The 21247-nt window shown below is 72.6% G+C and carries 23 protein-coding genes and 2 pseudogenes; 6 read left to right on the forward strand and 19 right to left on the reverse strand.

Translation table 11 applies throughout. The annotated features are described in order from the left end of the window. Positions 1–22: 22 nt before the first annotated feature. The 11 genes and pseudogenes from ACN27F_RS05360 to ACN27F_RS05410 form a co-directional block, all read right to left on the reverse strand. Positions 23–1069 carry an amidohydrolase family protein gene (locus ACN27F_RS05360; RefSeq protein ID WP_421431492.1) on the reverse strand — a complete coding sequence of 349 codons (1047 nt, stop codon included), beginning with the start codon at positions 1067–1069 and terminating at the stop codon, positions 23–25. Further along, entirely contained in the window at positions 1039–1563 is a 525-nt protein-coding gene (locus tag ACN27F_RS05365; protein ID WP_421431493.1) for a 3-hydroxyanthranilate 3,4-dioxygenase, read from the reverse strand. The genes ACN27F_RS05360 and ACN27F_RS05365 overlap by 31 nt, the downstream gene beginning before the upstream one ends. Then, complete coding sequence (locus ACN27F_RS05370; protein WP_421431494.1) at positions 1556–2020, reverse strand: RidA family protein; 465 nt, start codon at positions 2018–2020, stop codon at positions 1556–1558. Before ACN27F_RS05370 ends, ACN27F_RS05365 begins: the two co-directional genes overlap by 8 nt. Beyond that, complete coding sequence (locus tag ACN27F_RS05375; protein WP_421431495.1) at positions 2017–2796, reverse strand: 2-keto-4-pentenoate hydratase; 780 nt, start codon at positions 2794–2796, stop codon at positions 2017–2019. Before ACN27F_RS05375 ends, ACN27F_RS05370 begins: the two co-directional genes overlap by 4 nt. Continuing rightward, positions 2793–3806, reverse strand: a complete 1014-nt coding sequence (gene dmpG / locus ACN27F_RS05380; RefSeq protein ID WP_421431496.1) for a 4-hydroxy-2-oxovalerate aldolase — start codon at positions 3804–3806, stop codon at positions 2793–2795. Before dmpG ends, ACN27F_RS05375 begins: the two co-directional genes overlap by 4 nt. Continuing rightward, entirely contained in the window at positions 3806–4735 is a 930-nt protein-coding gene (locus tag ACN27F_RS05385; RefSeq protein WP_421431497.1) for an acetaldehyde dehydrogenase (acetylating), read from the reverse strand. The genes dmpG and ACN27F_RS05385 overlap by 1 nt, the downstream gene beginning before the upstream one ends. Further along, positions 4732–5535 (reverse strand): 2-keto-4-pentenoate hydratase, encoded by an 804-nt coding sequence (locus ACN27F_RS05390; RefSeq protein ID WP_421431498.1) that lies wholly within the window; start codon positions 5533–5535, stop codon positions 4732–4734. Before ACN27F_RS05390 ends, ACN27F_RS05385 begins: the two co-directional genes overlap by 4 nt. Further along, the gene (locus ACN27F_RS05395; RefSeq protein ID WP_421431499.1) at positions 5532–7040 is read right to left on the reverse strand and encodes a 2-hydroxymuconic semialdehyde dehydrogenase; all 1509 of its coding nucleotides are present in this window, start codon (positions 7038–7040) and stop codon (positions 5532–5534) included. Before ACN27F_RS05395 ends, ACN27F_RS05390 begins: the two co-directional genes overlap by 4 nt. A gap of 65 nt (positions 7041–7105) precedes the next feature. Next, positions 7106–8434, reverse strand: a pseudogene (locus tag ACN27F_RS05400) (FAD-dependent oxidoreductase); the annotation flags it as partial. After that, positions 8427–9746, reverse strand: coding sequence for a kynureninase (gene kynU, locus ACN27F_RS05405; RefSeq protein WP_421431500.1), 1320 nt, complete (start codon positions 9744–9746; stop codon positions 8427–8429). The pseudogene ACN27F_RS05400 and the gene kynU, both read right to left, overlap by 8 nt. A 26-nt stretch (positions 9747–9772) precedes the next feature. Continuing rightward, a complete protein-coding gene (locus tag ACN27F_RS05410) occupies positions 9773–10666 on the reverse strand; it encodes a tryptophan 2,3-dioxygenase (protein WP_421431501.1) in 894 nt (297 codons plus the stop codon). 148 nt (positions 10667–10814) lie between these two features. Here ACN27F_RS05410 and ACN27F_RS05415 point away from each other — a divergent pair, with 148 nt between their 5' ends. From ACN27F_RS05415 to ACN27F_RS05430, 4 genes are all read left to right on the forward strand, one after another. After that, complete coding sequence (locus ACN27F_RS05415; RefSeq protein WP_421431502.1) at positions 10815–11252, forward strand: Lrp/AsnC family transcriptional regulator; 438 nt, start codon at positions 10815–10817, stop codon at positions 11250–11252. A 77-nt stretch (positions 11253–11329) separates the two neighbouring features. Further along, positions 11330–12529 (forward strand): MalY/PatB family protein, encoded by a 1200-nt coding sequence (locus tag ACN27F_RS05420; protein WP_421431503.1) that lies wholly within the window; start codon positions 11330–11332, stop codon positions 12527–12529. Further along, complete coding sequence (locus tag ACN27F_RS05425; RefSeq protein WP_421431504.1) at positions 12526–13059, forward strand: hypothetical protein; 534 nt, start codon at positions 12526–12528, stop codon at positions 13057–13059. Before ACN27F_RS05420 ends, ACN27F_RS05425 begins: the two co-directional genes overlap by 4 nt. Positions 13060–13169: 110 nt before the next feature. After that, positions 13170–13916 (forward strand): aspartate/glutamate racemase family protein, encoded by a 747-nt coding sequence (locus tag ACN27F_RS05430; RefSeq protein WP_421431505.1) that lies wholly within the window; start codon positions 13170–13172, stop codon positions 13914–13916. On the opposite strand, the gene ACN27F_RS05435 is transcribed toward ACN27F_RS05430, so the two are convergent. Beyond that, positions 13917–14627: a hypothetical protein gene (locus ACN27F_RS05435; protein ID WP_421440606.1), complete on the reverse strand. Its 711-nt coding sequence runs from the start codon at positions 14625–14627 to the stop codon at positions 13917–13919. A gap of 162 nt (positions 14628–14789) precedes the next feature. Between ACN27F_RS05435 and ACN27F_RS05440 the strand changes: the two genes are divergently transcribed. Continuing rightward, positions 14790–14912 carry a hypothetical protein gene (locus ACN27F_RS05440; RefSeq protein WP_421440608.1) on the forward strand — a complete coding sequence of 41 codons (123 nt, stop codon included), beginning with the start codon at positions 14790–14792 and terminating at the stop codon, positions 14910–14912. Between the two features lie 171 nt (positions 14913–15083). Here ACN27F_RS05440 and ACN27F_RS05445 read toward each other — a convergent pair. Next, positions 15084–15422: pseudogene (locus tag ACN27F_RS05445) on the reverse strand (LamG-like jellyroll fold domain-containing protein); the annotation flags it as partial. Beyond that, a complete protein-coding gene (locus ACN27F_RS05450) occupies positions 15323–16273 on the reverse strand; it encodes a hypothetical protein (RefSeq protein WP_421440609.1) in 951 nt (316 codons plus the stop codon). The gene ACN27F_RS05450 and the pseudogene ACN27F_RS05445, both read right to left, overlap by 100 nt. A 269-nt stretch (positions 16274–16542) precedes the next feature. Between ACN27F_RS05450 and ACN27F_RS05455 the strand changes: the two genes are divergently transcribed. After that, positions 16543–17166 (forward strand): helix-turn-helix domain-containing protein, encoded by a 624-nt coding sequence (locus ACN27F_RS05455; protein ID WP_421431506.1) that lies wholly within the window; start codon positions 16543–16545, stop codon positions 17164–17166. Positions 17167–17242: 76 nt separating this feature from the next. On the opposite strand, the gene ACN27F_RS05460 is transcribed toward ACN27F_RS05455, so the two are convergent. The 5 genes from ACN27F_RS05460 to ACN27F_RS05480 are packed head-to-tail and all read right to left on the reverse strand — an operon-like array spanning position 17243 to position 21238. Then, the gene (locus tag ACN27F_RS05460; RefSeq protein WP_421431507.1) at positions 17243–18466 is read right to left on the reverse strand and encodes an alpha/beta hydrolase; all 1224 of its coding nucleotides are present in this window, start codon (positions 18464–18466) and stop codon (positions 17243–17245) included. After that, on the reverse strand, positions 18466–19479 hold the full coding sequence (locus ACN27F_RS05465; protein WP_421431508.1) for an LLM class flavin-dependent oxidoreductase: 1014 nt from the start codon (positions 19477–19479) through the stop codon (positions 18466–18468). The genes ACN27F_RS05460 and ACN27F_RS05465 overlap by 1 nt, the downstream gene beginning before the upstream one ends. Before the next feature lie 15 nt (positions 19480–19494). Beyond that, positions 19495–19845, reverse strand: a complete 351-nt coding sequence (locus ACN27F_RS05470) for a TIGR04076 family protein (protein ID WP_421431509.1) — start codon at positions 19843–19845, stop codon at positions 19495–19497. Beyond that, positions 19842–20843 (reverse strand): NADPH:quinone oxidoreductase family protein, encoded by a 1002-nt coding sequence (locus ACN27F_RS05475; protein ID WP_421431510.1) that lies wholly within the window; start codon positions 20841–20843, stop codon positions 19842–19844. Before ACN27F_RS05475 ends, ACN27F_RS05470 begins: the two co-directional genes overlap by 4 nt. Then, positions 20840–21238 carry a nuclear transport factor 2 family protein gene (locus ACN27F_RS05480; RefSeq protein WP_421431511.1) on the reverse strand — a complete coding sequence of 133 codons (399 nt, stop codon included), beginning with the start codon at positions 21236–21238 and terminating at the stop codon, positions 20840–20842. The genes ACN27F_RS05475 and ACN27F_RS05480 overlap by 4 nt, the downstream gene beginning before the upstream one ends. Positions 21239–21247: the final 9 nt, after the last annotated feature.

The raw sequence follows: 21247 nt of genomic DNA on the forward strand, positions 1-21247 counted from the left end.
GACCAACTGAACGTAGGTCGGTTCAGCATGTGAGGAAGCGATGGGCGTTGCCGCCGCGCAGCGCGGTCCGCTGCTCGGCGGTGAGGAAGTCAGCCTTGTCGACCACCGCGCCGACCGGCCGCTCCCCCAACGGGTACGGGTAGTCGCTGCCGAGCAGCACCCGGTCGACGCCCATCGTGTCGACCAGCAGCCGCAACGCCGCCGGGTCGAAGACCACCGAGTCGACGAAGAAGCGGTCGACGTAGCGGCTCGGTGGATACGCCGACCGGCCGCGTACCACGTCACCGCGCCGATGCCAGGCATTGTCGGCGCGACCCAGCCAGAACGGGAAGCTACCGCCGCCGTGGGCGAAACAGATCCGCAGCGAGCGCGGCAACCGGTCGAAGCCGCCGCCGAGGATCAGCGCCAGCACCGACAGGTGGGTCTCGGCGGGCATGCCGGCCAGCCAGCGGGCCATCCACCGGTCCAAACGCGGTCCGCCGGGCATGTCCCACGGATGGACGAACACCGGCGCCCCCACCTCCGCGCAGTGGTGCAGGAAGGTGACGATGCCCGCGTCGTCGAGATCCCGGTCGCCGACGTGGTTGCCGATCTCCACGCCGGCGTGCCCGGCGGCCAGGCAGCGGTCCAGTTCGGCACAGGCGGCGTCCGGGTCCTGCAGCGGCACCTGGCAGAACGGGATCAGCCGGTCACCACCGGCCGCGGTGACCTCCAGTGCCAGATCGTTGAAGATGCGGGCCACCCTGACCGCCTGGTCGGCCGGCCGGTCGTACGAGAAAAACACCGGTGTCGGCGACACCACCTGCACGTCCACCCCATCGTCGTCCATGTCGGACATCCGGGTGGCCGGATCCCACGCTGGCGGGCCGACCGGTCGGAACTCGGTGCGCCCTACCATGATCATGGCGGCGCGTTCGGAGTCGATCCGCAGCCACGGCCAACCAGATCCGCCGCAGGCGGCGGCGAGGTCCGGCCAGCCCCTGGGCACCAGGTGGGTATGGACGTCGATGGTCTGCTCGGCGACGGTCACGGTGCGGCTCAGCCCTTGCCCGGGTGCAGCGCGCCGCACGTGTCGCAGGTGCGGGCCGACTCGTCGGCGTAGAAGGCGGTGAACACCGGCGGCAGGTCGGCGACGATGTCCCGGACCTGCAGCTCGACCTCGTGCACCAGGTTGGCGCACTGCGGGCAGTACCACTGGAACTTCTCCAGGGTGCCTTCCTGGCGCACCCGCTCGATCACCACGCCGATCGAGCCGGCCTCGGGACGCTGCGGCGAGTGCGGCGTGTCGCCCGGCAGCACCCACATCTGGCCTTCCCGGATCTGCACGGTCTGCGGCCCGTCCGGGGTCATCAGGTTGACGTGCATGTTGCCTTTGACCTGATAGAAGAACTCTTCGTACGGGTCGACGTGGAAATCGGTGCGTTGGTTGGGGCCGCCGACGACCATCACGATGAAGTCGTCCCCGGTGGGGAACATCTGCTTGTTGTTGACCGGCGGCTTGAGCAGGTGCTCGTTCTCGCTGATCCAGCTCGGGAGGCTGACCGGCTCGGCGGTGTCAGTCACGGTTGTCGCTCCTTCCGGTGGTCGCGGTCTGCGGTGCCACGGCGCTGGTCTGCGATGCCACGGCGATCGCCTGCATCTCGATGAGCAGGTGCGGGTGGGGCAGCTGGTGCACCGCGACGGTGGTACGGGTCGGTCCGGTGTGGTCGAAGTACTCGGCCCAGACCTGGTTGTAGCCGCCGAAGTCGTTCATGTTGACCAGGTACGTGGTGACGGAGACGAGATCGGCCAGGTGGGCTCCGGCGACGCTGAGCAGATCGGCGATGTTGGCGATGACCGCCCCGGTCTGCTCGCGGATGTCCAGCCGGGTGGTGCCGTAGGAGTCGATCTCGGCGCCGGCGATCGTGTCGTCGGGACGACGGCTCGACGTCCCGGAGACGAAGATGAACCCGCCAGCGACCTTGACGTGCGGGAACGCGCCGCGTGGGGTGGCCTTGCCGGCGACGAGGTGCGCGGTCACGACGCACCGCCGGTGGTGGTGAAGCTGGCGGTGCCGAGGCCCTGGACGGTGGCCCGCACCTGTGCGCCGGGTGCCAGCGGCACCGCGGCGGTGGCCGCACCGGCGAGGAAGATCCAGCCGGCCCGCAGCGCCGGGCCGTGCCGACCGGCGAGGGCGACGCCGGCGGCGAGCGCCCGGCGGGGGTCGCCGAGGATGGCCGCCGTCGATCCGGTCTGCACCGTCCGCCCGTCGATCTCCAGCAGTACGCCGAGGTTGTCGACGCCGTCGGGCACCGGTCGCCAGGCGCCGACGGTGAACAGCGCGGCGGAGGTGTTGTCGGCGATCACGTCGGGCAGCGAGAAGGTGAAGTTGGCGTACCGGGAGTCGATGACCTCCAGGGCGGGGGCGACGGCCCGCACGGCGTCGGTGAACGGCGTGCCGGGGGTCGGCGCCCGGTCGAGGAGGAACGCGATCTCCGGCTCGACCCGGGGGTGGATCAGCCCGCCGATGTCGGCGGTGCCGCCGTCGGGCACCACGGTGGTGTCGGTGAGCTGGCCGAGGATCGGCTCCTCGACGCCGACCTGCGCCATCTTGGCCCTGCTGGTCAGTCCCATCTTCGCGCCGACGAGGTGTTCGCCCCGGGCGAGGCGGCGGTCGACCAGCGCCTGCTGCACGTGGTAGGCGGTGTCGACGTCGATGCCGTGGTCGGCGGCGAGCTGTGGGATCGGTGTCCCGGTGACCGCCGCCTCGTCGAGGCGGGCGGCGAGGTCGGCGATGGCTACGCTGGTGACGGTCACGGGTTGGCTCCGTTGGCGAGGTCGAGGGCCACGTCGGTGATCATGTCTTCCTGGCCGCCGACCATCCGCCGCCGGCCGAGTTCGACGAGGATGGACCGCACGTCGAGGCCGTACCGGTCGGCGGCGCGCTCGGCGTGGCGCAGAAAGCTGGAGTAGACCCCGGCGTAGCCGAGCGACAGGGTTTCCCGGTCGACCCGCACCGGGCGGTCCTGCAGCGGCCGGACCAGGTCCTCGGCGGCGTCCATCAACGCGAACGTGTCGCAGCCGTGTTTCCAGCCGTGCAGGTCGGCCACGGCGGTGAACACCTCCAGAGGAGCGTTGCCTGCCCCGGCGCCCATCCCGGCCAGCGAGGCGTCGACCCGGGTGGTGCCGTGCCGCACCGCGACGACGCTGTTCGCCACCCCGAGCGACAGGTTGTGGTGGGCGTGGATGCCGATCTGGGTGGCCGGGTCGAGGGCCTCCCGGTAGGCGTCGACCCGGACGGCGACGTCGTCCATCAGCAGCCGGCCACCGGAGTCGGTGACGTAGACGCAGTGCGCGCCGTACGACTCCATCAGTCTGGCCTGGCCGGCGAGCCCGGCCGGGTCGTTCAGGTGCGCCATCATCAGGAACCCGGCGACGTCCATGCCGTTGTCCCGCGCCCACGAGATGTGCTGGGCGGCGATGTCGGCCTCGGTGCAGTGGGTGGCGATCCGGACGCTGGTGACTCCGAGGTCGCGGGCCGCTTTCAGGTCGTCGATGGTGCCGATGCCGGGCAGCAGCAGGGTGGTCAGCCGGGCGTTGGTGATCGACTCGGCGGCGGCGGTGATCCAGTCGGCGTCGGAGGCCGCGCCGTGGCCGTACGTCACGGACGATCCGGCGAGCCCGTCGCCGTGTGCGACCTCGATCGCGTCGACCCCGGCCGCGTCGAGCGCGGCGGCGATCCCCCGGACCTGCGCCACGGTGTACCGGTGCCCGATGGCGTGCATGCCGTCGCGCAGGGTGACGTCCTGGATGTACAGGCGGGTCATCACCTCACCTCCTGGGCGGCGCGCAGGGCGACGAGGCGTTCGGCGGTGCGCAGCGCCGCCGAGGTCATGATGTCGAGGTTGCCGGCGTACGCGGGCAGGTAGTGCCCGGCACCGGAGACCTCCAGGAACACCGACACCTGGGTGCCGGTGAACCGATCGCCGAGCGCCGGCACGTAAGCGTCGACCGGGTCGAACTGCACCTGTTGTTTGAGCCGGTAGCCGGGGACGTACTCGGCGACCGACGCCACCATGGCCCGCACCGAGGCGGCGATCGCGCCGGTGTCGGCACCGGCCGCAACCAGGCAGTAGACGGTGTCGCGCATCAGCAGCGGCGGATCGGCCGGGTTGAGCACGATGATCGCCTTGCCGGTGCCGGCGCGGCCGACGACCTCCAGGGCGCGGGCGGTGGTCCGGGTGAACTCGTCGATGTTGGCCCGGGTGCCCGGCCCGGCCGAGCGCGACGCGATCGAGGCGACGATCTCGGCGTACGCCACCGGGGCGACCGCCGCGACGGCGGCGACGACCGGCACGGTGGCCTGCCCGCCGCAGGTGACCATGTTGACGTTCGGCTCGCCCAGGTGCGCGTCCAGGTTGACCGGTGGCACCACGTACGGGCCGATCGCGGCCGGGGTCAGGTCGACGACGGTCCGCCCGTGCGCCTGCAGGATCTCGTTGTTGCGCCGGTGCGCGCCGGCCGAGGTGGCGTCGAACACGAGTCGCACGTCGGCGAACTCGGGCATCGCCACCAGGCCGTCGACCCCGTCGGCGGTGGTCGCCACGCCGAGCCGGCGGGCCCGGGCCAGCCCGTCGGAGTCGGGGTCGATGCCGACCAGCGCCACCACGTCCAGCGACCCGGACAGCCGCAACACCTTGATCATCAGGTCGGTGCCGATGTTGCCCGACCCGATCACCGCTACGCCGACGCTCACTGCCACCCCTTTCCGCTGAACCTGGTCCGTACGCCGCCGAGCCCGGCGATCCGCGCCTCGTACGCCGCTCCCGGGCTCACCTGCACCATCGGGCCGAGCGCACCGGTAAGCACGACGTCCCCGGCCCGCAGCGGGTCCCCGGCGGTGGCCAGGGTCGAGGCCAGCCAGGCGAGGGCGTGCAGCGGGTTGCCGAGGCAGGCCGCCCCGGCACCCACCGACACCGGCTCACCGGCCGATTCCAGCACCATCCCGCACTCGCGCAGGTCGACGTCGGCCGGCCGCACCGGCCGGTCACCGAGCACGAACAGCCCGGAGGAGGCGTTGTCCGCCACCGTGTCCACGATGGAGATGTCCCAGCCGGCCACCCGGGAGTCGACGATCTCGATCGCCGGCAGCAGAAAGTCGGTGGCGCGCAGCACGTCGACGACGGTCACCCGCTCGTACGGCAGGTCCGCCGACAGCACGACGGCGACCTCGGCCTCCACCCGGGGCTGGATCAACCGCCCCAGGTCGACCTCGTCGCCGTCGCAGACCGCCATGTCGGCGAAGAGCACCCCGAAGTCCGGCTGGTAGACACCGAACGCGGCCTGCACCGACGGTGACGTCAGGCCGATCTTCGCGCCGACCCGCCGCCGCCCGGTGTCCGCCCAGCCGGCCGTCATCGCCCGCTGCACCGCGTACGCGGTGTCCACGTCGCCGGCCGGCAGCAGCCGGTCGCGCACCGGCGGGCACGGACTGCCCGTGTCGTACGCCTCGGTGAGCGCCGCGACGGCGGCCTCGATGTCCACGTCACCGGTCATGTCAGGTCCACACAGACGTTGGTCAGCTCGGAGTAGAAGTCCAGCGAGTGCACGCCGCCCTCGCGGCCGACCCCGGAGGCCTTCACCCCGCCGAACGGGGTCCGCAGGTCCCGCAGGAACCAGGTGTTGACCCAGACGATGCCGGCGTCCAGCCGCGCGCCGGCCCGGTGCGCCCGCCCGACGTCGCGGGTCCACACCGTGGCGGCCAGGCCGTAGTCGGAGTCGTTGGCCAGGGCGAACGCCTCCTCCTCGGTGTCGAACGGGGCGACGTGGCAGACCGGGCCGAAGACCTCCTCGCGGACCACCCGCGCGCCGCAGTGCAGTCCGGTCAGGACGGTCGGCGCCACGTACGCGCCCCGGTCACGGGCGTCGTCGAACACCGGCACCCCGCCACCGGCGAGGACGTCCGCGCCCTCGGCGCGGGCCAGGTCGTAGTAGCCGAGCACCTTGTCCCGGTGTCCGTGCGAGATCAACGGCATCGTCGTGACCGACTCGTCGGTCGGCCAGCCGTAGCGGGCGTCGCGGGCGGCACCGGCCAGCCGGGTGACGAACTCGTCGAAGACGGGGCGCTGCACGTACAGCCGCTCCGTGCACAGGCACACCTGGCCGCCGTTGGTGAACGACGAACGCACCGAGCCGGCCACGGCGGCGTCCAAATCGGCGTCGGCGAAGACCAGGCCGGCGTTCTTGCCGCCCAACTCGAACGACACCGCCTTGACGCCGTCGGCGGCGGCCCGCATGATCGCCGATCCGGTGGCGGACTCGCCGGTGAAGGTGATCGCGTCCACGCCGGGATGCCGGGTCAGCCACTCCCCCGCCGCGTCCGGCCCGAACCCGTGCACCAGGTTGAACACCCCGTCGGGTACGCCGACCGCCGCCATCACCTCGGCGAGCAGCGTCGCCGACGCCGGAGTCTCCTCACTGGGCTTGACCACCACCGCGTTGCCGCAGGCCAGCGCCGGGGCGACCTTCCAGGTGAGCAGCAGCAGCGGCAGGTTCCACGGCACGATCACCGCGACCACGCCGACCGGCTTGCGCACCGCGTAGTTCAGTGCCCGCCCACCGGTCGGGGTGAGCGTGGTGAACGACTCGGTCGGTGCGGTCGCGGCGATCTCCGCGAACGCCCGAAAGTTGGCCGCGCCGCGCGGGATGTCCAGCGTGCGGGCCTGGCTGACCGGCTTGCCGGTGTCGGCGACCTCGGCGGCGACCAGGTCGTCGAAGCGGCGGTCCAGCTCGTCGGCGACCGCCCGCAGCACCGCCGCCCGGTCCCGCTCCCCCGTCGCGCCCCACGGGCCGCGCAGCGCCGACCGGGCCGCCGCCACCGCCGCGTCCACGGTCGCCGAGTCCGCCTCGGCCACCTCGAAGACGGTCTCCCCGGTCACCGGGGACACCTTCGGGAACCGTCTGCCCGACTCGACGAACCGGCCGCCGACGAAGTTACGTAACAGGCCGGGACCTGCGGCGGCCGGCCGGCCCACGCAGAGTTCCGGATGCCACAGGGTCATCAGCGTCCCTTCCGGGCAGACCGGGCAGACCGGGTTGGCCGGGCAGGCCGGGCAGGCCGTCGGGCCCGGACGGACCGGGTGACGGCGGCGCCGAGTGCCCCTACCAGCAGCGCCGCCGTCCCGGCCACCACCGCCGCGAGGAGCTGGTGCTGCCGGCGGACCCGTCGCCCGACCTCGGCGTACGGGATGGTGGTGAAGGAGACCATCTCGTAGCGGGACACGTAGCGCCCCGGCAGTGCCCGCTCCAGGGCGTGTTCGACCTTGCGGAAGGTCTGGAACGTCGGGGAGGCGACCTTGTCGCGCATCTCGACGAAGTTGGCCAGCGCCATCCGGGCGATCGCCTCGGCGTTGTCCTGGCGGCGCTGCTGGTACAGCGGCAGCGCCGCCGCCCAGTCGCCGCCGGCGTCGTCGAGGCAGCGGTCGAGCTCGACGACGTCCTCGAAGGCACAGTTGGCGCCCTGGCCGTAGAACGGCACCACCGCGTGGGCGGCGTCGCCGACCAGGGCCACCCGGCCGCCGACCTGCCACGGGTCGCAGCGCACCGTGCCGAGCAGGCCGACCGGGTTGTGCTGGTAGTCGTCGACCAGGTTCGGCGCCAGCGCCGGCACGTCCGGGTAGTGCGTACGGAAATGCCGTTCGATCGCGGCCGGGCTGCTCAGTGAGGCGAAGCTCGACGTGCCGCCGGTTGGCCAGAACAGCGTGCAGGTGAAGGAGCGGTCCGGGTTGGGCAGCGCGATCATCATCGAGGTGCCGCGCGGCCAGATGTGCAGCGCACCCGGGTCGAGGGCGTACTCGCCGCCGACCGCCGGGACGGTCAGCTCCTTGTAGCCGTAGTCCAGGAAGTCGAGGCTCTCGTCGACCAGGCCGTGGGCGAGCAGTTGGCCGCGTACCGCCGAACCGGCGCCGTCGGCTCCGAGCACGACCGGCGCGGTGGCCTGGACCTTGCCGCGCGGGGTGTCGAAGGTCAGCTCGCCGGTGCCGGGATCCAGGCCGACGAGGCGGTGGTCGAAGGCGACGGTCACGCCGGGCGCGGCCTCGGCGGCATCCAGCAGGGCGTTGTTGAGCGCGCCCCGGCTGATCGAGTTGATCGCCCGCTGCCCGTCGGCGCTGTACGGCTGGAAGTCGAGCTCGCCGTCGACGGGGTGGATCATCCGGCCGCGCATCGGCAGCGCGTCGGCGAGCACCTGGTCGGCCAGGCCGATGCGGCGCAGCGCGTCCAGGCCGCGTTCGGACAGCGCCAGGTTGATCGACCGGCCGCGTTCGGCTGCGCCGCGCCGTGGGTCGGGCCGACGCTCGTACAGCGTGACCGGCAGGCCCCGACGGGCCAGGAAGCAGGCGAGCAGGCTGCCGGCCAGGCCGGCGCCGACCACCGCGACAGGTTGCGGGTCAGTCATCGTCGCCTCCCTGGGTGCCGGTCGGGCGGATCGTCGCGGCGAGCGCCTGGGCGGCCCGCCAGCAGTCGTGGTACGTCGAGTAGAGCGGCACCGGGGCGAGCCGGACGATGTCCGGTTCCCGGGCGTCGGTGATCACCCCGTACTCGTGGCGCAGCCGGGCGGTCAGCGCCTGTGCGCCGCCACCGGCGGTGCCCGCGCTCGCCCCGGCACCGACGCGCAGCGACAGCTGGCAGCCGCGCCGCTGCGACTCGCGCGGGGTGACGATGCTGATCGGCCGGCCCGGCCGGATCGCGTCGAGCAGTTGCTCCAGGTAGCCGGTGAGCCGTTCGCTGCGGGCCCGCAGCGCCGGCATCCCGACCTTGTCGAAGATCTGCAGCGAGGTGCGGACCGGGCCCATCGCGAAGATCGGCGGATTGGAGATCTGCCAGGCGTCGGCGGTGGCCGGCGGCCGGGACACCGGCGTCATCTCGAACCGGGTCGCCGGCTCGGTGCTCCACCAGCCCTCGAAGCGGGCCAGCGCCGGGTCGCCGTGGTGACGTTCGTGCACGTACGCGCCGGCCAGCGCACCCGGGCCGGAGTTCAGATACTTGTACGAGCACCAGGCCGCGAAGTCGACGCCCCAGTCGTGCAGCCGCAGCGGCACGTTGCCGGCGGCGTGCGCCAGGTCCCAGCCGACGAGCGCGCCGGCGGACCGGCCGGCGTCGGTGATGGCCGCGATGTCGAGCAGTTCGCCGGTGAGGTAGTTGACCCCGCCGAGCAGCACCAGCGCCACCCGGTCGCCCTCGGCGCGCAGGTGGTCGACGACGTCGGCGGTGCGCAGCGTGTCCTCGCCGGGGCGGGGACGCAGCCGGACGACCGTACGGTCGGGGTCGAGGCCGTGGAAGGCGGCCTGGCTGCGCACCGCGTAGCTGTCCGACGGGAACGCCGAGTCCTCGATCACGATCCGGGTGCGGTCACCGGCCGGCCGGTAGAACGACACCATCAGCAGGTGCAGGTTCACCGTCAGCGAGTTCATCACCACGGCCTCGCTGGGCAACGCGCCGACCAGTCGCGCGGTCGGCCCGGTGAGAAACTCGTGGTACGGCAGCCACGGCCGGCCGGCTTCCAGATGGCCTTCGACGCCGAGCCGGGCCCAGTCGTCGAGGTCGTCGAGCAGGTCGGCGCGGGTCGCCCTGGGTTGCAGGCCGAGCGAGTTGCCGGCGAAGTAGGCGACCTCGGCGTACCGGCCGCCGGTGGCCGGCGGGACGTGGAACAGGTCGCGGTGGCCAGGGTCGGCGGCGTCGCGACGGCGGGCGTCGTCCTCAGTCAGCATGCTGCGCCTCTCACCTGCCGGCCCGGTCACATGCCGGTCCGAGCGGACCAGATCTCGGGGAACACCACGCGGGCCAGGCTGCGCTGCAGCCAGGCCAGCCCGGCCGAGCCGCCGCTGCCGGCCTTGGCACCCATGGTCCGCTGCACCGCCTTGAGATGCTTGTAGCGCCAGTCGCCGAACTGCTCGGCGACCTCGGTCAGCGCCTCGCCGAGCAGCCGCAGGTGGTTGTCCGGGGTGTTCACGCGGTACACCTCGACCCAGGCGTCCTCGACCGCCGGGTGTGGCTCGTGTTCGACGGCGACGTCGCGGTCGAGCAGCTCGGCCGGGATGTCGTGGCCGCTGCGGGCGAGCAGGGCGATCACGTCGTCCCACAGGCTCGGGGCGTGCAGCGCGGCGTCGAGCTCGGCGTACACCTCGGGTTGGCGGCGAAACGGACGGATCAGCGACGGGGTCCTGATGCCGAGCAGGAACTCCAGCTGCCGGTACATCGCCGACTGGAAGCCGGAGCCCTCGCCGAGCAGGTTGCGGAACCGGTTGAAGTCGGCCGGGGTCATCCAGCGCAGGGTCTGCCAGGAGGCGTTGAGCCCTTCCAGGTGCAGCCCGGCGCGACGCAGTGGGGCGAGCGCCTCCCACACCCGGTCGGCGCGGAGCAACCGCTGGGCGTCCCGCAGCTCATGGCGGGTCAACCCGAAGTACAGCTCCATGATCTGGCTGACCATCAGGAACGACATCTCGCCCGGGTCGTCGCTGAGCGTGCGCTGCAGGCTGTGCAGGGTGCTGGCGTGCACGTACGCGTCGTAGGGCACCCGGCCGCCGAACTCCAGGGTCGGCTCGCCGGCGTTGGCCGCCGCCCGGGTGTCACGCTCGGCGGCGTCCACCGGCCGCACGGCCGGCGGGCTGACCAGCTCGGTGCTGTTCACGTCCACGGCCCTCCTTCAGCGTCGTGTGCCGCCCATGATTGCCCACTTGCTGGCCGCGACTGAATACCGGATCAACGGTCGTACGCGATCCTGACCAGCAGGTCAGTGGCTAGATTGGGGCGGACGGTTAACGAAGGGAAAGTGCGCCGTGGACGAGATGGATTGGGCGCTGCTGCGTGAGTTGCAGGCCGACGCCCGGCTGTCGTTCAGCGAGCTGTCCCGCCGGGTGCACCTGTCGCCGCCGGCGGTGGCCGAGCGGGTACGCCGGCTGGAGGAGTCCGGGGTGATCAGCGGCTACCATGCGCACGTCGACCTGACCCGGGCCGGCTGGTCGGTGGTCGCGCTGATCCGGATGTCCTGCTACGGCTCGCACTGCATCCTGCGGGATCCACAGGTGGCGACCTGGCCGGAGGTCCTGGAGATCCATCGGATCACCGGGGACGCCTGCAGCATGTTGAAGGTGGCGGCGGCGTCGATGGACGCGTTCGAGGACGTGATCGACCGGCTCGCCCCGTACGGCCAGCCGTCGAGCACGATGGTGCTGTCCACCCCGCTCGACTGGCGCCCGGTCACCGCCGCCGACTGACCACCGTTGGCCGTTGCGGCGTCACATGCCAGTGCGGAACAACGTCTGAGCAGAACTCCTCCTGAGCGGAGACTGAATTGACGACTACCCGGCCGGACGACGACGGGGTGTGGGTGCCGCTGGCGCGGGCCCGGCAGCGGACCAGCGTCAAGTGGCGCACCTACCCGCCGGACGTGCTGCCGGTGTGGGTCGCGGAGATGGATGTCGACCTGCCCGAGCCGGTGGCTGAGGCGATCGTCGCGGCGGTGCGCGCCGGTGACCTCGGGTACGCCACCGGCGCCGGCTACGCCGAGGCGGTCGCCGGGTTCGCCGTACGGCGGTGGGGGTGGGACGGGCTGGTGCCGGGACGCACCGCGATCGTGCCGGACGTGATGCTCGGCGTGGTGGAGATGCTGAAGCTGGTCACCGCGCCCGGTGACACCGTCGTCGTCAACCCGCCGGTGTACCCGCCGTTCTACGCGTTCGTGCGCAGCATGGACCGGCAGGTGCTGGAGGCGCCGCTCACCCCGGGCGGCCGGCTCGACCTCGACACGCTGGCGGCAGCGTTCGACCGGGCCAGGTCCGGTGCCCGCAGCGCGGCGTACCTGCTGTGCAGCCCGCACAACCCGACCGGCACCGTGCACACCGCCGACGAGCTGGCGGCGGTCGCAGCCCTGGCTGCCGGCCACCGGGTACGGGTCGTGGTCGACGAGATCCATGCGCCGTTGACCGCACCCGGGGTGCGCTTCGTGCCGTACCTGTCGGTGACCGGCACCGACGACGGCCTGGCGGTGTTGTCCGGGTCGAAGGGCTGGAACCTGGCCGGGCTCAAGGCCGCGCTCGCGGTCGCCGGGCCGGCCGCCGCCGGGGACCTGGCCCGGCTGCCGGAGGAGGTCAGCCACGGGGTCAACCACCTCGGGGTGATCGCGCACTCGACGGCGTTCCGCGACGGCGGCGACTGGCTGGACACGGTCCGCGCGGCGATCGACGCGAATCGGCGGCTGCTGGTCGAGCAGCTGGCGGCACACCTGCCGCAGGTACGGTACGCGCCCGGCCAGGCCACCTATCTGGCCTGGTTGGACTGCCGGGCGCTCGGGCTGGGCGACGACCCGGCCGCGGTGTTCCGCGACCGCGGCCGGGTGGCGCTCAGCGCCGGTCCCGACTTCGGCAGCGGCGGGGCCGGGCACGCCCGACTCAATCTGGCCGCCGCGCCGCAGGTCGTCGTCGCGGCGGTCCGCCGGATGGCGGCCAGCCTCGATCCTCGACGCCGCCAGCCTCGCGTACCCTCGCGCGGGTGATCCCTGATCATCTCCGCGACGCCGCCGCCACCGGCGCGATCTTCGGACTCGCCGCCTCGGTCTGGTTCGGTTGGGCGTTGCCGCATTCGCCGAAGTCCTGGCGCCGCTGGCTCGTCGCCGGCCTGATCCCCGCGTACGCGACCCTGGTCACCGGGCTCATCCTGACCGTGCGCAACTGGAATGGCGGCACTGTCTTCGACGCCACGACGAGCCCTCGGTTCGGCATCGTGGTCGGCGTCGAAGTGGCGATCGCCGGCATCGGGGTCGGTGTCCTCGCCGCCCGCCGCCGGTCGGACCTGGTCCCGATCTGGATCGCGCTCGTCGTGGGAGTCCATCTCTTTCCGGTCGCGGTGATCCTGCGTTACCCCTGGATTCACGTGGTCGGGGCGCTGACCACCGGCGCCGCGCTGGTAGCGGCACCGATCGCCCGGCGGCGGTCGTTGGCGGTCAGCACCGTCAACGGCGCCTGCGTGGGGCTGGCGCTGCTGACCGGCGCCGTCGTCGCGCTGGTCACCGCCCTGACCTGGTGACGACGGCCCGACACAGGACGTATCAGCAGGTCGCAACCATGATCAGGTTAGCGGACCGGCCGCCGACGCTGGTAGCGTGGCGCGATCCTGACCGAAGGGGGAGCCAGGTCATGCCACGCGTCCTCGTCATCAACCCGCTCGGCCTCGACGTGCACAACGAGCACGACCGGCAGGCGGCGCGGCAAGCGGTCGGTCCGGACACCGAGATCGTCGTCCGCAACCTGCGCGGCGTGCCGCCGAGTGCGTACATCGCCTCCGACGATTTGCTGTTCAGCCCGCTGCTCGGCGCGGTGCGCGCCGGCGCCGACGACGGATTCGACGCGATCGCCGTCGCCTGCGCCTCCGATCCGGCGGTACGCGAGGCGAAAGCGCTGGTGCCCGTACCGGTGACCGGGCCATTCGAGGCGGCCACCCGGATCGCCGCCGCCTTCGGCCGGTTCTCGGTGCTCTATCCCGGCGTCGCCTCCGGCCCGAACGAGCAACTGCCGCAGGACGCCAACTGGATACGCCGGCTGGCCCGCGAGTACGGCTGCCTGGACCTGCTCGCTGGCGCGGCACCGGTGCCGGTGCGACGCCCGCAGCGCGAGGTCACCCCGGGGCTGACCGGGGAGGCCGCGATCGCCGAGGCGGCGGCGGTCGGCACCGAGGTCCGGCAGCGGATGACCGAGGCGATCGGCACGCACGGCCCTGAGCTGGCCCGCCGTGCCTACGTCGACCAGGAAGCCCAAGCGATCTTCGTCGCCTGCACCTTCTGGTCCGGGCAGCTCGACCCGCTACGGGCGGCGGTGCCGGTCCCGGTGATCGACCCGATCCACGCCGTCGCCCGCTACGCCGACCTGCTCGCCCGCACCCGCTGACTACAGGAACACCACCGCGCGGTCGTCGACGAGCACCGCCGCGCCGGCAGAGTATTCGAGCCCGGCGCTACCGTCGGTGTTCTCGACGCCGATCGTGGCGTAGGCGCCGCGCTCGCCAGGGCTCGCCGGGTCGATGCCGGTGTAGCTCACCGTCCAGTAACCCTGCGCGCTGAGCGTGATCTGGAAGGTGACCCGCTCGGTTGGGTCGGCGGCCCGACGCACGTCGCGCCACTCCACGACGAACTCCTGGAACGGCCCGGACCCGCGGGCCTGCGTGACGACGCTGGCCTGGGCGTCGACGATCAGATCGTCCCAGAAGGCAGCGATCATCGCGTCCGGACCGCCAGCGCTGGGAACGCCGACCGGGACGGGGTGCGAACCCCCAGGATCGATGAAGGTCAGAATGCCGCTGGTGTCCACCCAGGCCGTGCTGTACGGCTGGCCGTAGAAGGTGACCGGGAACGGCAGGGCGACCTCGATGATCGCGTTGTCGCCGGTCAGCGGCAGCGCGGTGCCGACCGCCGGAACGTAGGGCTGGATCAGTTCCTGGCAGAGGTTGCCGGCCGGATCGGCCACCGGGAACAGGAACAGGGCGACGTCGCCGGGCCCGGGGACGGTGACCTCCGAGCTGGCGCCGAGTCCGCAGTCACCGGTTCCGGCGCTGGCGGCCACGGTGTAATGACCCGGGGCGATCGCGAGGAAGGTGAACACGCCGCCAGGGCCACTGGTGGTCTGGTGACCGCCGGGCTCCAGAGTGACCGGCACCCCCTCGGCCGGCGCGAAATCGGGCCGTACACGGTGCCGGTGACGGCCACCGGCGCCGGCAGCACCTCGACGGCCGCTGTCGCGATCTGACTGGCGAGACCTGTCGCGGTGCGGCTGGCGGCGAACAACGGCACCACGCCGATGCTGCCCGCAGTGACGGTCACCGTGACCGAGCCACCCGGCATGTCCGGCTGGGCGCTCTGGTTCAGGATCGCCGACCCGAGGCTGTAGCGGAACTCGGTCACGTTGGTGTCGCCGGCCGCGTCGAGGGTGACCTGCAGCGGGTCGCCGAGCGGCACGGCGGTGCCGGCGGGGAAGCCGATCCGCGGTGCCGGCGAACCCGTTGCTCTGCTCGGCCGTCGCCTGCTGGGCGACGCCGTTGACGTAGAGCCATAGCAGGCCAGTCGGCCGGTCGTGGACGGCGGCGAGATGGGTCCATCGACCGGGCACCGGGGCTTCGTCGGAGTCGACAGTGATCTGGGTCGGATGATCCGAGTCGGCGTCGGCCATGGTGAACCGCCACCGGTCGGACACGCCGTCGTAGCCGAGCACCGCCGCCGAGGTACGGGTACCGTCGACCGAGACGACGCTCTGCGACTGCCCGGTCGCGTCGACCCTGGCCCAGGTGGACAGGGTGAATGTCAGATCCGTACGCAGGGTGAGCGGGTCTGCGGTGTCCGAATGCGGCCGGCTGACAGCTGCGGCAGTGGCCGCGTGACCGGTGACGCCGTCCAGCGACAGCGCCCGGCCGGTCCGGCCAGCGCCACCGGTGCCTCCGATCCGGCGGCCACGACGAACTCGTACTCGATGGCGGTGGAGAACAGACCTGCCGCGTCCCTGGCCCAGACCCGCAGCGTGTGATGACCGTCGCGGGTCGGTTGCAGCTCCAGGGTGGCCGCGCCACCGGACGCGGCCGGCGCGATCGGAGCCGAACCCGGGCCGATCCCGCTGTCCAGCGTGTACGCGTACCCGACGATGTGTTGAGCGCCGAGGGCCGGCGGGGTGATGGTGAAGACTCCGGGGATCCCGGCGCCGCCGCGGCCCGCGTTGTTGGGATCCGCAGGGTCGTACTCGGGATAGTCGATCGAGGAGACGTCGGCCGGCGGGTCGGGCGCCACGACGTCGACCTGGAACCGGCACGGCACCGACCACGGGCCGTCCGCGGTGCCGTCGGTGGTCCGGGCCCGGACGACGTAGGACGTGGCATGCTCCAGCGCCATGGCCGCCGGGACAGCTGCGTGCACGGTTGCCGGGTTGGCCGAGGTCCCGTGCACCGTGTCGGCGGTGGACGGTGGCTGGCCGGCCCGCCGTACGGAGAAGACCGTGGACAACGACTGCTGGCCCGCGTCTGGACCGCTGCCCCAGGCGGTGAGAACAGGTGTCGTGCTGGTGACCCAGGTTCGGGCGGTCTGCGGGCTGCACGGCCGGCCGTCGACGGCCAACTCGGTGGGGCGGTCGGGCCGCTGGTTGACAGCGGCACCTGCCGCGCCGGCCGGGACCATCGCCGCGACCAGTCCGAAGGCTGTGGCGGCCGCCGTGGCGGGCCAGACGTGTGCCGTCCGCTGCGCACGCTGAACCTTGCCGTACGGCATGACCGCCCCGTGCTGTAGCTAGTGACTGCGGAAGAACACTAGCGGTCAGGGACCGGCGTCCGTCAATCATTTCCACGAAGGGGATTCACGAGAAGGTAGAGATCAGTGACCCTGTGTAGCGCAATGCCGATCGCATGTCGCCCGCACGAGCTTCGACCAGCGCCGACCAGGGTCCACGGGGTTCCGGTCAGGCAGGTTAGTTCGATACCATCAAAAATTATCTCGGCGCGGTCCGGTGAGCGGTCCGCGCGGCCCTCAGGGGAGGTCGGGTGCGCAGGTCGGACCGTGCCGTCGCGGACGGCGACGTGCGCCAGGATCTGGTCGGCGCCCGGATGCGCCAGTTCCGTAAGGAACAGGGTCTGACCCTGCGCGGCCTGGCCGGCCGGGCGAACCTGTCCATCGGCTTCCTGTCCCAGGTCGAGCGAGGTGTCTCCTCCATCGGGCTGACCGCCCTCAACAGCGTCGCCGCCGCGCTGGACCGGCCGGTCGCCGAGTTCTTCAACGAGGAGCCCGAGCCGGTCGAGACTCCGGAGGCACCGGAGGCGAGGCTGCCGGTGCACTTCACGCTCACCCGGGCCGACAACGGCGCCACCGAGTACGTGTCCGGCCAGCAGACCTACCGGATGCTCTCCGACCGTGGGCCCAGCCTGGTGCTGGAGCCGATGCTGGTGCACATCGCGCCGGGTGGACGCCGCGAGGAGGCGTACGGGCACGCCGGTGAGGAGTTCGCCTACGTGGTCAGCGGCGAGCTGCTGTACGAGGTGGACGGCGTGGAGCACCGCCTCCACCCAGGCGACAGTCTGCACCTGCGGTCCAGCACCCCGCACCGGATGTACAACGACACCGACCAGGTGACCACCGTCGTCTCGGTGGTCACCCCACGGCTGTTCTGACACACCGAAACTGCCCACCGATGTGCAACGTGTTCACTGTCACGTAATAATTGGCGACGAATACGGCCGGTTCAGCTCAGCGGCCGAGCCGGCGGTCCAGCTCGGTCACCGTGGCCTTCCAAATCGGTGCCGCCGGGTCGATCACCGAGAAGTGGTCGCCGGGCTGCTCCAACCAGCCCGGATCCTCACCCGCCGCCCGAGCCGCGGCGACGTACCGCCGGTTGAAGTCGATCAGATCGAGGTCGTCGCCGGCGCCCTGGACGATCAGCTGCGGCACGCCCACCGGCAGCCGGGCCATCGGGTCGGACGCGGCGTACACCTGGCCGATCTCGGTCGGCGTCCCACCGAGCGCGGCCGCGACCGCACCGGTGCCGACCTGCCGCCGCTGGCCCTCGACCAGGTCCAGCACTCCGGCCAGGGACACCGCGAGCGCCACCCGCACGCCGTCGCCGCCCACGTCCCGGCTCCCGTTGCGGCCGGCAGCGGTGTCGGCGGCAGTGTCGGCGGCGGCCCGCAACGCCAACTGCCCGCCGGCCGAGTGGCCCAGCACGGCGATCCGGTCCAGGTCCAGCAGTCCCGCGGGCACCCCGCCACCGGCCAGGGCGGGCAGCCTGGCCAGCACCGCCAGCCCGGTGGCCACGTCGGCGGTGGTGGCGGCCCAACCGTGCCGGTCCGGTCGGCGGTATTCCAGGTTCCACGTCGCATAGCCCCGGTCGGCCAGGTCGATCGCCATCGCGTCCATCAGGTCGGCGGCCCAGACGGAACGCCAGAACCCGCCATGCAGCAGCACCGCCACCGGCAATGGGCGCGACACGGGCACCGGCCGGTCCGCCAAGGCGGCGGCGATCCGGTCGGCCACCGCCGGCGGCAGCCGCAACTCGCCCCACTGCTGCGGGTGCCGACCGTATCCGATACGCCGCGCCGGTCGGCGCAACCGCTGCACCGCGTGCCGGATCGCCCAGGCCAGCCCCCACACTCCCCGGCCGTACAGGTGCACCGAGCCGGCCGCGACCGGCTGCGGCCCAGTGTCGTCGAGATCATAGTGGACGGTCCACCGGGACCAGTCGGCGTCCTGCACCAGCAGGGCCCGAACCGCCGGATCCGGCCCGGGCAGCAGCACCGCCGCCCGCTGCGGGCCGGGACCGTCGAGCAGCCGCCGCACCTGCGCCGCGTCGACGGCGGCCACGAACTCACCGGCCACCCCGAGCCCGGCGGCCTCGCCGGCGGTGAGCCCGGCCAACAGGTCCGGATCGGCGACCAGCCCCGGCCCGGCGACGACCAGCACCGCGTCCACGTTCATCAGCGTCGTCCTTCCCGGCGCAGCAGCGGCAGCACCGCGCTGCCCAGCAACTGCACGCCACGGTCGTCGGTCAACCCGTGCGGGGTGCCGAACTCCACCCGGCGAACCCCGGCGTCGATCAGCGCCTGCGCCTGAGCGGCGACCTGCTCCGGGGTGCCGGAGAAGGCGAACCGGTCGAGCAGGTCGTCGGGCACCAGCCGGCCGGCGGCGGTGTCCCGCCCGGCGGCGACCAGCGTCTTCACCTCGGCCAGCAGATCGTCCGGCACGGTGACGGTCGGGTCCAGGTCGGCGACCACCGCCAGGTACATCGCCACCTCGGTGCGGGCCTTCGCCCGGGCCGCCGCGCCGTCGGTGTCCACCACGGTCACCGCGCCGAACACGATGCCGACGTCGTCGACCGACCGGCCGGCGGCCTGCGCGCCCGGGCGCAGCCGGTCCCGGATCACCGGTACCATCCGCGCATTGGCGCTGCCGCCGACCTTGATCTCGTCGGCGATCCGGCCGGCGAGCGCGGCACCGCGCGGCCCCCACGCGCCGATCAGCAGCGGCGGATCGGGGCGGGCCACGGCGTATCGCAACGTGGTGTCCGGCGCCAACCGGAACGCCGAGCCGGTGAATCCGCCGGTGTCGCCACGTAGCAGCCGGTAGACCACCTCGGCGGCCTCGGCGAGCACGGTCAGCGGACGCGGTTGCTCGATGCCGACCGCGCCGAGCCAGGTGCCCCGGGCCAGCCCCAGATAGGCCCGCCCGCGCGAGGCCAGGTCGAGGGCGGCGAGCTGGCCGGCGATCTCGTACGGTGCCATCGAGTACGGGTTGAGGCAGGCCGGGCCCAGCCGCACCCGCTCGGTGACGGCGGCCATCTCCAGCAGCGGAAAGATCGGCGGCTGGTACATCAGATCGCCGAAGACGCTGAGGACGTCGAACCCGTACGCCTCGGCGGCTCGGGCCAGCCGCGCGTAGTCTCCGGCCCGCTTGTCGCTCTGCAGACCGAGTCCGATCTCGACGGTAGCCACCGGTTCCCTCCCCCGTCAGGTCAGATCGGCCGAGTTCATCCGTCGCCGGCAGGTCCGCTCCACCCGCATCACCAGCCGCTCCTGCGGATCCGGGCAGGCGAACAGCGAGTCCTGGGCGAGCCAGTCGCCAGCGGGGATCTCGCGCTGCTTGGCGGCGAGGAACGGCAGCACCGACGCGAGGGCGTACACGCAGAAGTGCTTGCCGTCCGGGATCTTCAGGTGCGCGCTGTCGGTGAGCTCGAAGTGGTCGCCGACGGCCATGCCGCACACCGAGCGGCCGTCGATGCGGTCCACACTGACCCGCAGGTCGTAGATCTCCATGTCCGCGACGGTTTCCCCGTCGCCGTCGGCGGTGTGGTCGGTCACGATGACTCCCTCGGGTCGATCCGGACGACGATCTTGCCGGTGGTACGCCGGTCGGCCAGGTCCGCCAGCGCGGCCGGGGTGCCGGCCAGGTCGACGACCCGGTTGACCGGTGGTCGGACCGCACCGGCGCGGACCAGGTCGAAGATCCGTCGGTACGCGGTGGCGACCGCGTCGGGGCGCTTCCACGGGTACGTCGAGCCCCAGGAGAGCCCGATCAGGGTGGCGTTGCCGGCGATCAGCCGCATCGGGTCCACCGGTGGCGGGTCGCCGCCGGCCGCGCCGACCGCGACCAGGCGGCCCTCGAAGGCGAGGCAGTCCAGCGAACGGGCGAACACCTCGCCGCCGACCGGGTCGACGATCACGTCGGCGCCGGCACCGCCGGTGGCGGCGCGCACCGCGTCGACGAAGTCGTCGGCCTGGTAGTCGATGGCGACGTCGGCACCGTTGTCGCGGCACAGCGCGGCCTTCGCCGGCCCGCCCGCCGTGCAGATCACCCGGGCGCCCCGGGCGGCGGCCAACTGGGTCGTGGCGATGCCGACCCCGCCGGCACCGGCGTGTACCAGGACCGTCTCGCCGGCCCGCACCCCGGCCCGCTCCAGCGCGAACCAGGCGGTCTGGTAGGTGACCGGCACGGCGGCGGCGACGACCGGGTCGATGTCGGTCGGGCGCGGTACGGCCAGCGCCATGTCGATGGTGACCGTCTCGCCGAGCGCGCCGTGCGGCAGCGCCGGGCAGGCCACCACCTCGACGCCGGCGAATTGTTCGGCACCGGAGCCGGTGGCGACGACCCGGCCGGCCAACTCGACCCCGGGGGTGAACGGCGGCTCGGGACGCACCGGGTAGCTGCCCCGGCAGAGCATCACGTCGAGGAAGTTCAGTCCCACGGCGGCGACCGCGACGCGTACCTGGCCGGGGCCGGGTGGCGGATCGTCGGGTAGGTCGGCGACGGTGAGCACCCGGTCGGGCTCGCCGTAGCCGGTGGCGATCAGGCGTCTCATGCCGCCTCCCGAACCAGTTCGGAGTGGTGGTGCACGATCCGCCAGCCGTCACCGGCGCGGCGCAGCACGTCGGTGACCCGGCTACGGCCGACCGGCCCGCCGTCGGTCGGCACCGCGACCAGTTCGTAGCGGGCCAGCGCGGTGTCACCCCACACGTCGACGCGCAGCCGCTCGGCAGCGAGACGGTCCAGTCGCGGCCGGACACCGGCGGCGTCGCGCTGGTCTCGGTAGGCGTCCAGCTCGGCACGGGTACGCAGCGGGCCGGGCAGGTGTGTCTCCCAGGTGGTGACTTCGGCGTGTAGATGCCGGTCGAAGCGGGCCCGGTCGCCGGCAAGGAACGCCTCGTACATGTCGCCGATGCCGGCGGCGACCGCGGCGCCGTCCTGGTCGTCCATGCTGTTCCT

It is taken from the genome of Solwaraspora sp. WMMB335 (assembly GCF_049179075.1).
GTDB lineage: Bacteria > Actinomycetota > Actinomycetes > Mycobacteriales > Micromonosporaceae > Micromonospora_E.

Bases quoted from the DNA above. Each gene is read 5' to 3' on its own strand.
- dmpG (WP_421431496.1), bottom strand. From the start codon at position 3,806: ATGACCCGCCTGTACATCCAGGACGTCACCCTGCGCGACGGCATGCAC.
- ACN27F_RS05390 (WP_421431498.1), bottom strand. From the start codon at position 5,535: ATGACCGGTGACGTGGACATCGAGGCCGCCGTCGCGGCGCTCACCGAG.
- ACN27F_RS05395 (WP_421431499.1), bottom strand. From the start codon at position 7,040: ATGACCCTGTGGCATCCGGAACTCTGCGTGGGCCGGCCGGCCGCCGCA.
- kynU (WP_421431500.1), bottom strand. From the start codon at position 9,746: ATGCTGACTGAGGACGACGCCCGCCGTCGCGACGCCGCCGACCCTGGC.
- ACN27F_RS05430 (WP_421431505.1), top strand. From the start codon at position 13,170: ATGCCACGCGTCCTCGTCATCAACCCGCTCGGCCTCGACGTGCACAAC.
- ACN27F_RS05450 (WP_421440609.1), bottom strand. From the start codon at position 16,273: ATGCCGTACGGCAAGGTTCAGCGTGCGCAGCGGACGGCACACGTCTGG.
- ACN27F_RS05460 (WP_421431507.1), bottom strand. From the start codon at position 18,466: ATGAACGTGGACGCGGTGCTGGTCGTCGCCGGGCCGGGGCTGGTCGCC.
- ACN27F_RS05475 (WP_421431510.1), bottom strand. From the start codon at position 20,843: ATGAGACGCCTGATCGCCACCGGCTACGGCGAGCCCGACCGGGTGCTC.
- ACN27F_RS05480 (WP_421431511.1), bottom strand. From the start codon at position 21,238: ATGGACGACCAGGACGGCGCCGCGGTCGCCGCCGGCATCGGCGACATG.